Here is a 13,666-nt window from a genome sequence, read left to right on the forward strand (position 1 = left end):
CCGCCCGACTGCGCCGCGGTCCGGAAGAGGGAGCCTTCATGTTCGATTTCAGCCAGCTCCGGTGCTTCGCCGCCGTGGCGGAGGAGCTGCATTTCGGGCGCGCGGCCGCCCGGCTGAACATGACGCAGCCGCCGCTGTCGCGGCAGATCCAGGTTCTGGAGCGCGTCCTCGACGTGCAGCTCCTGGAGCGCACCAGCCGCACCGTCCGGCTGACCGCCGCCGGCCGCAGCTTCCTGCCCGAGGCGCAGCGCATCCTGCGGCTGGCCGAGACCGCGACCCACGTCACCCGGCAGGTGGCGGCGGGGCGCGCGGGCGTCCTCAAGTTCGGCTTCACGGCGGCCTCGGCCTACGACTTCCTGCCGCGCCTCGTCACCGCGTTGCGGCGGGCGCTGCCGGACGTGACGCTCGCGTTGCGCGAGATGGTCAGCAAGGATCAGATCGAGGAACTCCTCGCCGGCCGGATCGACGCCGCGCTGGTGCGGCCGCCGGTGACGCATCCGGACCTGATCGCCGTCCGGGCGCTGGCCGAGCCCCTCGTGGTGGCCCTGCCGGCCGGGAACCCCCTGGCCCTGCGCGACGGGCTCACCCCCGCCGATCTCGGGCGCGAGCCGCTCATCGGCTACGCGCCCAACGAGGCGCGCTACTTCCACGACCTCGTCCTCGGCCTGCTCGCCGAGGCCGAGATCCAGCCCCCGATGGTCCAGCAGCTGACGCAGATCCACTCGATCCTGGCCCTCGTCCGGGCGGCGCTCGGCATCGCCCTGGTGCCGGCCGCCGCCGAGCGCCTGCGCTTCGAGGGCGTGGTGTTCCGGCCGCTCGCCCTGCCCGCCCCGCGCCCGGTGGAACTCCTCCTCGCGTGGCGGCGCGATGCGGACGCCCCGCTCATCGCCCGGCTGGTCTCGATCCTGGCCGAGATGCCCCCACCCTGACGGGGCCTCCGATTGATGCATGTTCGGCATCGATCGATCCAGTGTTTGGCTTTGACCTGGCACCGGAAGGCTGCGCGTGATGGGGCGGACGGCGCGCAGACGCCGCGACGCGTGCGCGCCCAGGGAGGATCGTGATGGACAGCCTCACCAACCGCTTCAAGGCGGCCCTCGCCGAGGGGCGCCAGCAGATCGGCCTGTGGTGCAGCCTCGCGAGCCCGATCTCCACCGAGGTGGTCGCCGGGGCCGGGTTCGACTGGCTGCTCCTCGACATGGAGCACTCGGCCAACGACCTCCGGGACATCTACGCCCAGCTCCAGGCCATGATGGAGGGCGACACGCACCCGATGGTGCGGGTGCCGAGCGACGACCCGATCACCATCAAGCGCATCCTCGATGCCGGCGCGCAGTCGCTGATGATCCCCAACATCGACGATGCCGAGCAGGCCGCCCGGGTGGTCGCGGCGACGCGCTACGCGCCCCGCGGCATCCGCGGCTTCTCGCAGGCGCCCCGCGCCGCCCGGTTCGGCCGGATCAAGGACTACCACACCCGCTGCGAGGCCGAGATCTTCGTGGCGGTGCAGGTCGAGTCCCGCCGCGCCCTCGACAATCTGGACGCGATCGCCGCCGTCGAGGGCGTGGACGGCGTGTTCATCGGGCCCGGCGACCTCTCCACCAGCCTCGGCCATGTCGGCCAGCAGGGCCACCCGGAGGTGGTCGCCACCATCGAGGCGGCGGTCGCGCGGATCGTCCGGGCCGGCAAGCATGCCGGCATCCTCACGCCTAGCGAGGAGCTGGCCCGCCGCTACATCGCCGCCGGCACCCGCTTCACCGCGGTGGGCTCCGACATGGGGCTGCTCGCCCGCGGCTCCGAGGCGCTGGCCGCCCGCTTCCGCGCCTGAACACCGCAACCGGGATCGACACGCATGAACATCGGATTCATCGGCCTCGGCATCATGGGCGCGCCCATGGCCGGACACCTGATCGCGGCGGGCCACAGCCTGTTCCTCAAGACCCGGCGCAGCGTGCCCGAAGCGCTGCTTGCCGCGGGCGGCACCGCCTGCGCCACGGCGGCCGCGGTGGCCGAGCGCGCCGACACGATCATCCTGATGCTGCCCGACACACCGGACGTGGAGCAGGTCCTGTTCGGCGCCGACGGCGTGGCCGAAGGCCTGTCCCCCGGCAAGACCGTGATCGACATGAGCTCGATCGCGCCGCTGGCCACCAAGGATTTCGCCGCCCGGATCGCCGAGCGGGGCGGCGCCTATCTCGACGCGCCGGTCTCCGGCGGCGAGGTCGGAGCGAAGAACGCCGCGCTCTCGATCATGGTCGGCGGCGAGCCGGAGGCTTTTGAGCGCGCCCGGCCGCTCTTCGAGGCGATGGGCAAGACCGTGACCCATGTCGGCCCGGTCGGCGCGGGCCAGGTCGCCAAGGTGGCCAACCAGATCATCGTCGCCCTGACGATCGAGGCGGTGGCCGAGGGGCTGCTCTTCGCCTCGAAGGCCGGCGCCGACCCCGCCAAGGTGCGGCAGGCGATCACCGGCGGGCTGGCCACCTCGCGCATCCTGGAGCTGCACGGCGCGCGGATGATCGAGCGGACCTTCGATCCCGGCTTCCGCATCGGCCTGCACCAGAAGGACCTCAACCTCGCCCTTGATGGAGCCCGGACGCTGGGCCTCAGCCTGCCCGCCACGGCTTTGGCCCAGCAGCTGTTCTCGGCCTGCGTGGCGCAGGGCGGCGCGGCCTGGGACCATTCGGCGATGGTGAAGGCGCTCGAGGCCCTGGCGAACCACGCCGTCGGCGCCGCCGCCTGATCACGCCAGAAGCCCGGACGGGCGCGTCACGGAAGGAGCCTCCGATGCAGGCCGAGATCGAAGCCCCGACCCGCCCGCCCGCCGCCGGCGACGTGCCGCGCACGATCCGCCTGAGCCCCGACGACAACGTCGCCATCGTGGTCAACGCCTTCGGGCTGCCGGCCGGCACGGTCTTCCCGGACGGGCTGGAGCTCGTCGAGTTCGTGCCGCAGGGCCACAAGGTCGCCCTCACCGACATCCCGGAGGGCGGGGCGGTCCGCCGCTACGGCGAGGTGGTGGGTCTCGCCACGCAGGCGATCCCGCGGGGCGCCTGGGTCGAGGAATCCCGCGTCGCGACGCCGGTCCCCCCCGCCCTCGACGCCCTGGAGATGGCCACCCGCGTGCCGGCCCCCCTGCCCTCGCTCGAGGGCTACACCTTCGAGGGCTACCGCAACCCGGACGGGTCGGTGGGCACCAAGAACATCCTGGCGATCTCGATCAGCGTGCAATGCGTCGCCGGCACCCTCGACGTGGCGATCCGGCGGATCAAGCAGGAGCTGCTGCCGCGCTACCCCAACGTCGACGACGTGGTCGGCCTGACCCACGCCTATGGCTGCGGCGTCGCCATCAACGCCCCCGAGGCGGTGGTGCCGATCCGGACGCTCCAGAGCCTCGCGCAGAACCCGAATTTCGGCGGCGCGGTCATGGTCGTCGGCCTCGGCTGCGAGAAGCTCGTCTCGGAGCGCCTCCTGCCCGACAACGGCGCCGCCGGCGACGGGGTGGTTCGGCTGCAGGACGAGCGCCATCACGGCTTCTCGGCCATGATCGACAGCATCCTGGCGATGGCCGAGGCGCGCCTCGCGGAGCTGAACCGCCGGACCCGCGAGACCTGCCCGGCCTCGGACCTCGTGGTCGGCCTGCAATGCGGCGGCAGCGACGCCTTCTCGGGGGTGACCGCCAACCCGGCGCTCGGCTTCGCGGCCGACCTGCTGGTGCGCTGCGGCGCCACCGTGATGTTCTCGGAGGTGACCGAGGTGCGCGACGCGATCCACCTCCTGACCCCGCGCGCCAAGACGCCGGAGGTCGCTGAGGCGCTGATCCGCGAGATGGCGTGGTACGACGCCTACCTCGCCAAGGGCGAGGCCGACCGGCGGGCCAACCCGTCGCCGGGCAACAAGAAGGGCGGCCTCAACAACATCGTCGAAAAGGCTTTGGGCTCGGTCGCCAAATCGGGCACGAGCGCGATCTCCGGGGTCCTGGCGCCGGGGGAGCGCGTCCGCGAGAAGGGCCTGATCTTCGCCGCGACCCCGGCGAGCGACTTCGTCTGCGGCACGCTGCAGCTCGCCTCGGGGATGACCGTCCAGGTCTTCTCCACCGGGCGCGGCACGCCCTACGGGCTCAGCCAGGCCCCGGTGATCAAGGTCGCGACCCGGACGGAACTCGCCGAGCGCTGGTCCGATCTGATCGACCTGGATGCCGGCCGCATCGCCACCGGCGCGGCCACGATCGAGGAGGTCGGCTGGGAGCTGTTCCACCTGATCCTCGACGTGGCGAGTGGGCGCAAGCGCCCCTGGTCCGACCGGTGGGGGCTGTTCAACGATCTGACCCTGTTCAACCCGGCGCCGATCACCTGAGGGCGGCCGGGGGGCATGTGCCCTGCGGCGTCGTCAGCGTGGCCGCGTTCTGCTAGGCAGCCGGCATTGCCATGACGCTGCCGATTCCCTCCCTCCGGACCCTGCTCTTCCGCCTGCACTGGGCGCTTGGCCTCACCGCCGGCCTTGTCCTCGCCCTGATGGGCCTGACCGGGGCGCTGATGAGCTACGAGGAGGCGCTGACCGCCTTCGCCAACCGCGACCGGCTGGAGGTCACGCCCGGCGCGCGGACGGCGCTGTCTCCCGCGACCCTCGCGGCGCGGATCGACGCGCAGGCGGGGGGGCGTATCGCCAACGTGCTGACCCTGTCGGACGATCCGCGCGCCAGCGTCCATGTCCGCTTCGCCCGCGATCCCGAGACCCGCGCGCGGCCGCCCGCCGCCTATGCCGATCCCTACGACGGCACCCTGCTCGGCCCGGTGCGGCTGGAGGGGGCCTTCACCACGGTGCGGGACCTGCACCGCTGGCTGCTGCTCCCCGGCGGGTCCAAGGGCTGGGGCCGCACGATCACGGGCGCCTGCACCCTGGCGCTGCTGGCTTTCCTGGCGACGGGTCTCTACCTGCGCTGGCCCAGGATCCATCGCTGGCGGATCTGGCTGAAGCCGGCCCTGTCGCGCCCCGGCCGGCCGCGCTGGTGGTCGCTGCACGCCGTGGTCGGGACGTGGCTGCTGCCCGTCTACCTGGTCATCGCGCTCAGCGGCCTGACATGGTCCTACCCGTCGTTCAAGGACGGCGCCACGCGGCTGCTCGCGGGCGCTCCGGACGCGGGGAAGCCTGCGCGACCGGCCGGGAGCAAGGCTGCCGGACGCCCGGTCGATGCCGGGGCCGATGGCGGCGCGGCCGTCGATCGCGCCTGGGCGGATTTCCGCGCGCGGACCGGTGACGCCGCCGGGACAGCGGTCCTGACCCTGCCGGGGGCCGACACGAAGGCGATCCGGATTCGCTGGCTGCCCAAGGGCGTCGATGCGCCGAGCGCCCGCAACGAGGAGCGCTACGATCCCCTCACGGGCGCCCTGCTGGCCTACGAGCGCGCCACCGATGCGCCGCTGGGCCGGCGTCTCCTGGACAACATCCTGGAGGTGCATCGCGGCCGCTTCTTCGGCGATCTCGTCGCTCTGCTGTTCTGTCTCGCGGCCCTGGCCATGCCGGGTTTCGCGGCCACCGGCCTGACCCTCTACGTCCTGCGCCGCCGCGCCGGTGCCCGGCGCAGGGCCGTCGAGCCGAAAGCGTCGGCAGGGGCCGTCCGCGCGGTGTGAGACCCTGCGCCCGTGTGGCCTTCGGCCGCTCCAGCCCGCTCGCCGTCGCGAGCGCCGCGAAGGCGAGCGGGGCGTCATGACGCCGGTCCGTGGAGCGCCGCCCGGGCGTGCATCGCTCCGTGCGGGACCGGCAGCACTGCACTCCCCCGGTGACGCGATAGACGAGGCCGCCGCCTCCGCGAGGCCGCCCGCCCGGTTCAGAGCCGGGCGGTGATCGTCGCGAGCACCGTGAACGGCGCGCCGGGCGTGTTGTTGGTCACGCTCGTCGGCGCCTCGATGTAACGTGCGTTCGTCAGATTGCGCATGTTGACCGACAAGCGCCAATGCGCGTCGAAGTCATAGTATACGAGCGCGTCGAGGCGATTGTAGGCACCCACGGTGAAGCTGTTGTTGAGGTCGCCGTAGCGCTGGCCGACATGGGTGATGCCGAACCCGAGCCCGAGCCCGCGGAGCGGGCCATGCTGGACATCATAAGTCGTCCAGAGGCTGCCGCTGAAGACCGGCACGCCGGCGAGGCGATTGCCGATCGCGAAGGTCGTGTCTTTGGTGATCCGCGCGTCGATCAGGCCGACGCTGCCGATGATGTTCCAGCCGGGCAGGATCTCACCGGCCAGATCCGCCTCGACCCCCTGCGATTGCTGCTGGCCGGTGATGACGGAGAAGGTGGGGTTCTGTGGATCGGTGGCCGCGACGTTGTCCCGCGTGATCCGGAAGGCGGCTGCGCTCAGGGTCAGGCCGGGATTGAGATCGACCCGGGTACCGACCTCGATCTGATCGCCCGTGCTGGGAGGCGGGCTGGTCACGTTCAAGACGCTTGCGGTCTGCGGCAGGAACGAGGTGGCGTAGCTCGCATAGAAGGTCAGCGGCTCGAACGGCCTGTAGATCAGGCCGACCCGCGGCGAGGCGCCAAACAGGGTCTGCTCGGGCGGCTGGGATTTCGATGCCGGCACGCGGCTGAAATAGTATTGGCTGCCGAGGTCGAACCGAGCTCCGACGACGAGCTGCAATCCGGGCGCGAGCACGATCTGGTCCTGCGCATAAAACCCGTACACTTCCAGCTTCTGCTTCAGGTCAGACTGGAACCGGAGTGGCTGGAAGGCCGCACCGAACACAGGGGTGAGGAAGCTGACGGGGGCGAGGTTGCCTTGCAGCAGGAGGGCGTGCCGGAAGCCGTTGGAATATTCGATCCCCAGGAGCCCCGTATGGGCGAGGCCGAAGGTCTCGAACTTCATCACGGCCTCGGACTGCGTGTCGACCGCGGCAAAGCGTGAATTGACCGCTGACTCGCGTCGGTTCACCAGCGTGCCGGCAGTGTTGACGCTCTCGGCGCGGGCCGCGAACACGTCGAAGGTGCCCCATTGCCCACTGACGATCTGCCGGAGCATCAGGTTCTCGTTGACGTCGTGCTCGGCCCGCATGGTGATCGTGTTGAAGGCTCCGGAGTATCGTGACGAGGGCTCGCCGTAGAACCGGCTGATGTTGTCGAGGGGCACGCGGCCACGGAAGGCCACCAGACCTTCGTCATACTGGCTGTGCTGGTTGGTGAATTCCGAGTTCACGTAGACGCGGGTGTCAGCACTCGGGGTCCAACTGAAGGCGGGCGCTACGAAGACGCGCCGATTGGTGTCGCCCCCGAAGTTGCGGAAGGTCGGATCTTCCTGCGCGGCGAAGCTGAGACGGGCGGCAAGCCCCTCGACAGCAGGTAGCGCACTCGACACGGAGCCCTGGAAGCGCCGGAAGCCGAAGCTGCCGCCCTGGACGCTCGCATCGGCTGTCGGTTCAAGCGTCGGCCGGCGGGTCACGATGTTGATGACCCCGCCCGGATCGCCGCGACCGAACAGCATGGAGGCTGGCCCCTTGATGACCTCGACACGTTCGGCATCCACAAGGTCCCGTGTGACCGGGTAGAAGTTGATCGCTGGATCGACCAGCACACCGTCGACGGCGAAGACCTGCGTGGAGAATCCGCGGATGAGGTAGTTCTGCGATCGTCCCTGGATGGTGCTGCCGAGCACGACGTTGCTGACGTTGGTTACGGCATCGGTCAGGCGCAGGTCCTGCTGGTCGGTCAGCACCGCGCGGGGAACGATGTTGATCGATTGCGGCGAGTCGCGCACGGGGGTGTCGGTGCGTGTGGCCGTCGCCGAGCGTGTCGCCCGATAGCCGATGACGGGGCCATCTGCCCGTTCACCGACCGGACCGGTACCGGTGACGCTGAGTTCCGAGAGAACGACCTCGTCGGCTGTCGGAGCGGATTGCGCGAGAACCTCTGCGGGCGAAGAAAATAGAAGGGCCGTTGCAAGTCCGGCTCGATAGAGAATCAAGCAAGAGCGATAATATTTGGCTTGATCGACGGCGTCGATCTGATCGGCTGGCATAATTTAAAATCATTCTTAGGAGTGGCGTCTCGATATGACGCTGTATTCCTAGAGTGCAAATGCCGCTCGATCTCAATGGCGATCGAGCATGGCGCGGATCGGGGGCGCATCCTGTGTCCGGGTGTTGCGTGAAGGGCACGATTTGTTCTGAAATACTTTGAAGTCATTCAAATCTGACAACTTTTGCGTGTGATTTGCTGAAACTTCGCAACCCGTTGCATCCGGTGACGGGCATCGGGATTCGTCCGCCGTACCCCGCCACATGGTGCAGGGGGTCGTCGGGAATGGCCGGCACGGCCGGCCCGCGATCGGGAATTGCGGTTGTGCGGGCTCCCTGTCCGTGCGGCCCATGGAGGCCGCCACGGAGCCGGGATCAGCGGGCTGCGGGCCGATCCGGTGTCGCCGGGCACGGCAGGCGGCCGTCGAGCCCGGCATGGAGGAGCTGGTGGATCTGGGTGACCGCCCCGGCGACGTCGTAATCGGGCAGCGCGGCGCGGCTCACGACGATCCCCTTCATCAGAGGCGCGAGGAGGGCGTAAAGCGCCGCCGGATCGCAAGCTGGCGCGGTGGCGAGCGCCGACAAGGTCGCCACGAACCAGTCCCGGCTCTCGGCTTCGGTCTGCGCCGTCATGGCGGCGATGGCCGGATTGCGCGTCGATTCCGACCAGATTTCCACCCGCAGGGCTGCGGCTTCGCGGGTGATCGACATGAAGTAGCGGGCGATGAGGCCCAGCAACGTCCCGCGCGGGTCACTGCTGCCCTCCATCTCGGCGACCAGGAGCGTGCCGCGCTCGCGCTCACGCTCGACCAGCCCGAGGACCAGGGCCTCCTTGGATTCGAAGTAGCGGTAGAAGTTGCCCGGGCTCATCGCGGCCTCGCGGGCGAGGTCCTGCATGGTGGTGCGATGGAAGCCGTTGCGCGTGAAGCAGGCTTCGGCGGCGTCGAGAATGTGCTCGCGCCGGGCGGAGGGCCCGACGCGGGCCTCCGCAAGTCCGTCCGCTGCGGCGGTCACTGCCCCGGCTGCGCGGCGACGGCCACCGGCGTGATGCGGCTCTGATCCTTGCCCAGGCTGGCGACGGTGCAGGATTGCGGTCCCTGATGCAGGTCCGCGCAGATCCGGGCCTGCCAGCCGTCCGGGCCGGCCCCGGTCCAGCCGATCAGCGCCAGCCAGGCGAGGGCCAGGACGGCGCCGAAGGTCAGGTTGGCGGGGGTGCAGACGGTGCGGAGCTGGGCGAGAGCGCCCGGGCCGCGGGCGCCGAAACGCTCGGCATCGAGATCTGACCAGCGGCCTTCGAGGGTGAGAGCCATCGTGCGCTCCTATTGGCCTCACCCGTATAATGAACGTTCATTCTCATGTCAATGAACGTTCATTCTCGCCGAGGTCGCGCAGCGGACGAAGGACGGCCTGCCGCCGATGCCTGCGGTTCGTCGGGAGGGAGGGCGCGATCGCCGCCGGGTCTTCGACGCCGGTGCAGGGTATGCCGGAGCGGCGGTTCGAACCGGTGCGCGGGCGGGACGCCGCTCCGGGGCGCCGATCTCTTTCGCCGCGCTCCGGCGGCTCGGGATCGGGGGCGCAGAATCAGTCGTGGAGGATCCGGTCATGCCGGAGCCGGGCCGGAACCCGTGATCCGCGGCCGCCGCCGTGTCGCGGTCTCGGCGCGTCCGGGAGCCCCGTCCCGGACGCGCGAGGCCTGCCGTCAGCCGAGCACGGCCGGCTTGAGGGCGCCGGTCCGCTCGTGGAAGTCCGGGCCGTTGGTGGTCCGGGCCACGTGGCCGGCGCGGATCAGGTAGTCGCCGAAATGCTCGCCCGGTTGCCGACCCTTCGCGTAGTCGGCAAACAGCGGATCGAGGGTGCTGCGGATCTCGGAGGCCGCGACGTCCTCCTTGTAGAGCTTGCTCAGGCGCGAGCCGTCGTGGGCGGCGCCGAGATAGAGGTGGTAGCGCTCGGGGCCGCGGCCCACGAGGCCGATCTCGGAGATGAACGGCCGGGCACAGCCGTTCGGGCAGCCGGTGGAGCGGATCGTGATCTCCTCCTCGGCCAGCCCATGGGACGCGAGGCTCTCCTCCAGCTCCGTCATCAGGTCCGGCAGGTAGCGCTCGCTCTCGGCCAGCGCGAGGCCGCAGGTCGGCAGGGCCACGCAGGCGAGCGAGTTGCGCCGCAGCGCGCCCGCGCCCCGGGTCAGGCCGTATTCGTCGACGAGCGCGTCGATCTCGGCGCGCTTCTCCGCCGGTACGTTGGCGATGATCACGTTCTGGTTGCCGGTGAGGCGGAAATCGCCCTCGTGCACCTCGGCGATGCGCCGCAGGCCCGAGAGGAATTGCGGCCCGCCCTCGATGTCCTTGATCCGGCCAGAAGGCACGTAGAGGGTGAGGTGATAGCGGCCGTCGTCGCCCTCGACCCAGCCGTAGCGGTCGCCGTTGTTGGTGAAGGTGAAGGGTTTGGGCGCGCCGAGCTTCTGGCCGATCCGCTTCTCCACCTCGGCCCGGAAGGCGTCGAGCCCGTAGCGCTCGATCGTGTACTTGAGGCGGGCGTTCTTGCGGTTCTTGCGGTTGCCCCAGTCGCGCTGGACCGTCATCACGGCCTCGGCGACCTTGAGGGCGTCCTCCGGCTTCACGAAGCCCATCACGTCGGCGGTGCGCGGGAAGGTGTCGGGCTCGCCGTGGGTCATGCCCATGCCGCCGCCCACCGTCACGTTCCAGCCCGTCACCTGGTTCTTCTTGTCCAGGATCGCGATGAAGCCGAGGTCGTGGGCGAAGATGTCGACCTCGTTGGAGGGCGGCACCGCCACGACCGTCTTGAACTTCCGCGGCAGGTAGGTCCGGCCGTAGACCGGCTCGACCTCGGCCGCGTCCTCGCCGCCGACCACGCGCTCGCCGTCGAGCCAGATCTCCCGCCACGCGCTGGTCTTGGGCAGCAGCGAGTCGGAGATGTCCTTGGCGAGCTGGTAGGCGGCCTTGTGGGCGCCGGTCTGGGCCGGGTTCGTCGCCGCCATGACGTTGCGGTTGACGTCGCCGCAGGCCGCGATCGTGTCGAGGAGCGCGCCGTCGATGGCCGCCATCGTGCGCTTCAGGTTCGACTTGATCACGCCGTGGTACTGGAAGGTCTGGCGCGTGGTCGCCCGCAGCGCCCCGCCCGCGTAGGTCCGGGCGATGTCGTCGAGGATCAGCCACTGCTTCGGGGTGATGACGCCGCCCGCGATGCGCAGGCGGATCATGAAGCTGTAGGCCTTGTCGAGCTTCTTCTTGGTCCGCTCGGGGCGCAGGTCGCGGTCGTCCTGCAGGTACATCCCGTGGAACTTCACGAGCTGCCCGTCATCCTCCGAGATCGCCCCCGTGGCGTGCTTCAGGAGGCCGTCCGCGAGCGTGCCGCGGAGGTAGCCGCTGGCGATCTTGATGTGCTCGTTCGCCGCGAGCTGGGCCGCGCGGGCGGCCTCGGCATCGGTGATCGGCCGGTCGGTCGGCGGGGTCTCGTAGACGCGCTTGGCCGGGGTCGGGGTCTCGGCGGCGTCGCGGGGGCTGTGGTCGTCCATGGGGTGAATCCGTCTGTCTGAACGCGTCTCCCACCCCACGCGTCAGGGGTGGGTGCCGAGCGGAACGCGTGCCGGTTCACGGGAAGGGCGGGAGCCGCGACGGTCCCCCTCTCCCGTGCGGGAGAGGGTCGGGGAGAGGGATGCGCCCTCTCCGGAAAGACCTGGATCCCTCACCCTGTCCCTCTCCCGCACGGGAGAGGGGACCCGCGCCCCGTCCTGCTCCGCTCCAATCTCAATCCTGCGGCCTCGGAAGGCCGGTCCGTTAGTACACGTCCTGCTGGTAGCGGTGACCGCGCTCCAAAGCCGCGACCTGGGTCTCCGCGTCGGCGGCGCTCAGGTTCTTCACGGTCTGGTACGCGCCCACCACCGCGGCCCGCACGTCCTTGGCCATGTTCTTGGCATCGCCGCAGACGTAGAGATGGGCGCCCCCATCCAGCCAGGAGACCAACTCCTGCGCGTGCTGGGTGATCCGGTCCTGCACGTAGACCTTTTCCGGCTGGTCCCGCGAGAAGGCCACGTCGATCTTCGTGAGCGACCCGTCCTCCAGGGCGTCCTGCCACTCGAGCTGGTACAGGAAGTCGTGGGTGAAGTGCCGGTCGCCGAAGAACAGCCACGACCGCCCGGGGGCCTCGATCGCCCGGCGCTCCTGCACGAAGGCGCGGAACGGCGCGACGCCGGTGCCGGGGCCGACCATGATGATGTCGGTGGCCGGGTCCTGCGGCAGGCGGAAGTGGCGGTTCGGCTTCAGCCGCACCCGCAGCTTGGCGCCGTCGCGGATCCGGTCGGCCACGTGGACCGAGGCGACCCCCGAGCGGGCGCGGCCGTGGGTCTCGTAGCGCACCGCCGCGATGGCGAGGTGGACCTCGTCGCCCACCTCCTTGCGCGAGGAGGCGATCGAGTAGGCCCGCGGCGGCAGCGGCCGGGTGATGGTGCCGAGATGCTCGGCCGTGAGCTTGGCCGGGTAAGTCTCCAGCAGGTCGATCAGGTGCCGCCCCTCGATCCAGGCCTTGGCCTCGCCGCTGTCGATGAGCGTCTGCGCCTGCGTGTGGCCGGTGGCCTTGACGAAACGCTCGACCGTGGCGGCCGACAGCGTGGTGATGTCCCGCTCGGCCAGCAGCGCCTTGCGCAGGGCCTCGTCGCCCGAGAGCCCGGCGGCGTCGAGGATCTCGTCCACGAGCTGCGGGTCGTTCTCGGGGAAGATCTCCAGCGAGTCGCCCGGCTCGTAGGCCGGGGCGCCCTCCTCGAAGGCGAGGGCGAGGTGGATCGTCTCCTTGTCGGAGCGCGAGGAATTGAGGTTCACGTGCTCGACGACCTCGACCACCACGGGCTCGCGGCTCGGCTCGGCGTCGTCCTCCTCGCCGGTGCCGGCGCGGGCGAAGTCCACCGCCACGACGTTGTCGGGCTGCTCCGCGGGGGCGAGCGCCTTGAGCGCGCCCTTGATCCAGTCGGCCGCCGGCTTCTCGAAGTCGAGGTCGAGGTCGGCCCGCTCCGCGGCGCGCTTGCCTCCCAGCGCCTCGAAGCGTTCGTCGAGGGCCTTCCCGATGGCGCAGAACTCCGCGTAGGAGGTGTCGCCGAGCGCCAGCACCGCGAACTCGACGCCGTCGAGGCGCGGGGCGCCCTCCCCCATCAGCTCGCCATAGGCCCGCACGGCCCGGGCCGGCGGCTCGCCCTCGCCCCAGGTGGCCGCGATGGCGACGAGCTTGCCGGCCTTGGGCAGGGTCGCGATGTCGAGATCGGCGAAATCCACCACCTTCGGCTTGAAGCCCTGCTTGCGCGCCAGCTTCGCGACGGTGCCGGCCAGCGTCTCGGAATTCCCCGATTCGCTCGCGTAGATCACCGTCAGCGGCGCGGCGGCCTTGGGCGGGGCGGCCGGCAAAGCGGCGGGCTGGCCACCAGCGGCGTCGAGGCCCGCCAGGAAGCCGGCCAGCCATGCGCGCTGCGTGGGGCTCGCGGCGCCGAGCACCGCATCGAGGCTGGCGCGCTCGCCGTCCCCGAACGGGGCGGTGCGCGGGAGGAGGTTCTGGCGGGACATTACGAGACCATGTCGGGGCCTGCGCGGCCCGTGTCAATCAAGAAACGTTCTTTTTGCAGAACGGGCGGAGACGAGAACATCACATTCGCTGCACTGCGA

General features: G+C 70.5%; 10 protein-coding genes. 5 read left to right on the forward strand and 5 right to left on the reverse strand.

Annotation, left to right across the window (positions count from 1 at the left end; all coding sequences use genetic code 11):
- Nucleotides 1–38: 38 nt before the first annotated feature.
- The 5 genes from BM396_RS00985 (at nt 39) to BM396_RS01005 (ending at nt 5,627) form a co-directional block, all read left to right on the forward strand.
- Complete coding sequence (locus BM396_RS00985; RefSeq protein ID WP_043379508.1) at nt 39–929, forward strand: LysR family transcriptional regulator; 891 nt, start codon at nt 39–41, stop codon at nt 927–929.
- Nucleotides 930–1,063: 134 nt separating this feature from the next.
- Nucleotides 1,064–1,828 carry an HpcH/HpaI aldolase family protein gene (locus BM396_RS00990; protein ID WP_043357688.1) on the forward strand — a complete coding sequence of 255 codons (765 nt, stop codon included), beginning with the start codon at nt 1,064–1,066 and terminating at the stop codon, nt 1,826–1,828.
- A gap of 24 nt (nt 1,829–1,852) precedes the next feature.
- Nucleotides 1,853–2,740 (forward strand): 2-hydroxy-3-oxopropionate reductase, encoded by an 888-nt coding sequence (locus tag BM396_RS00995; protein WP_043379506.1) that lies wholly within the window; start codon nt 1,853–1,855, stop codon nt 2,738–2,740.
- Between the two features lie 44 nt (nt 2,741–2,784).
- Nucleotides 2,785–4,353 (forward strand): galactarate dehydratase, encoded by a 1,569-nt coding sequence (gene garD, locus BM396_RS01000; RefSeq protein WP_051975940.1) that lies wholly within the window; start codon nt 2,785–2,787, stop codon nt 4,351–4,353.
- Nucleotides 4,354–4,424: 71 nt separating this feature from the next.
- Complete coding sequence (locus BM396_RS01005; RefSeq protein ID WP_043379503.1) at nt 4,425–5,627, forward strand: PepSY-associated TM helix domain-containing protein; 1,203 nt, start codon at nt 4,425–4,427, stop codon at nt 5,625–5,627.
- 197 nt (nt 5,628–5,824) lie between these two features.
- Here the strand turns inward: BM396_RS01005 and BM396_RS01010 are convergent, their stop codons facing one another.
- The 5 genes from BM396_RS01010 to BM396_RS01030 form a co-directional block, all read right to left on the reverse strand.
- A complete protein-coding gene (locus tag BM396_RS01010) occupies nt 5,825–8,005 on the reverse strand; it encodes a TonB-dependent siderophore receptor (protein ID WP_051975939.1) in 2,181 nt (726 codons plus the stop codon).
- 373 nt (nt 8,006–8,378) lie between these two features.
- Nucleotides 8,379–9,017 (reverse strand): TetR/AcrR family transcriptional regulator, encoded by a 639-nt coding sequence (locus tag BM396_RS01015; RefSeq protein WP_043379501.1) that lies wholly within the window; start codon nt 9,015–9,017, stop codon nt 8,379–8,381.
- The gene (locus tag BM396_RS01020) at nt 9,014–9,313 is read right to left on the reverse strand and encodes a hypothetical protein (protein ID WP_043379498.1); all 300 of its coding nucleotides are present in this window, start codon (nt 9,311–9,313) and stop codon (nt 9,014–9,016) included. Before BM396_RS01020 ends, BM396_RS01015 begins: the two co-directional genes overlap by 4 nt.
- A gap of 389 nt (nt 9,314–9,702) precedes the next feature.
- Nucleotides 9,703–11,535, reverse strand: coding sequence for an NADPH-dependent assimilatory sulfite reductase hemoprotein subunit (locus BM396_RS01025; protein ID WP_043379496.1), 1,833 nt, complete (start codon nt 11,533–11,535; stop codon nt 9,703–9,705).
- Between the two features lie 262 nt (nt 11,536–11,797).
- Nucleotides 11,798–13,567, reverse strand: coding sequence for a diflavin oxidoreductase (locus BM396_RS01030; protein ID WP_043386878.1), 1,770 nt, complete (start codon nt 13,565–13,567; stop codon nt 11,798–11,800).
- Nucleotides 13,568–13,666 lie beyond the last annotated feature (99 nt).

The sequence above is a fragment of the Methylobacterium sp. UNCCL125 genome, assembly GCF_900116795.1.
Classification (GTDB): Bacteria; Pseudomonadota; Alphaproteobacteria; order Rhizobiales; family Beijerinckiaceae; genus Methylobacterium; species Methylobacterium fujisawaense.